The organism is Citrobacter sp. Cpo015 (assembly GCF_030333035.1).
Taxonomy (GTDB): domain Bacteria; phylum Pseudomonadota; class Gammaproteobacteria; order Enterobacterales; family Enterobacteriaceae; genus Citrobacter; species Citrobacter portucalensis.
This window is the reverse complement of record NZ_JAOWGS010000004.1, coordinates 1-258: the sequence shown is the minus strand read 5'-3', so window position 1 is coordinate 258 and position 258 is coordinate 1. Positions and strand designations below refer to the sequence as shown.

The window sequence follows — 258 nt, the reverse complement described above, 5'->3', positions numbered from 1 at the left end:
GCTTGTAGCTCAGGTGGTTAGAGCGCACCCCTGATAAGGGTGAGGTCGGTGGTTCAAGTCCACTCAGGCCTACCAAATTCTTTCTGATACCGCGTTGTGAAACGACTCGCATACATCAGTATGCTTCACCGTTCCACGCCTTGTCTCAGCAAGAATTAAGGTGAATGAGATAACTACGATGGGGCTATAGCTCAGCTGGGAGAGCGCCTGCCTTGCACGCAGGAGGTCTGCGGTTCGATCCCGCATAGCTCCACCATC

General features: G+C 53.5%; 1 tRNA gene. It reads left to right on the top strand.

Features of this window, described 5'->3' with window-relative positions:
- Positions 1-180 precede the first annotated feature (180 nt).
- A tRNA-Ala gene (locus OGY67_RS00015) sits at positions 181-256 on the top strand.
- Positions 257-258 lie beyond the last annotated feature (2 nt).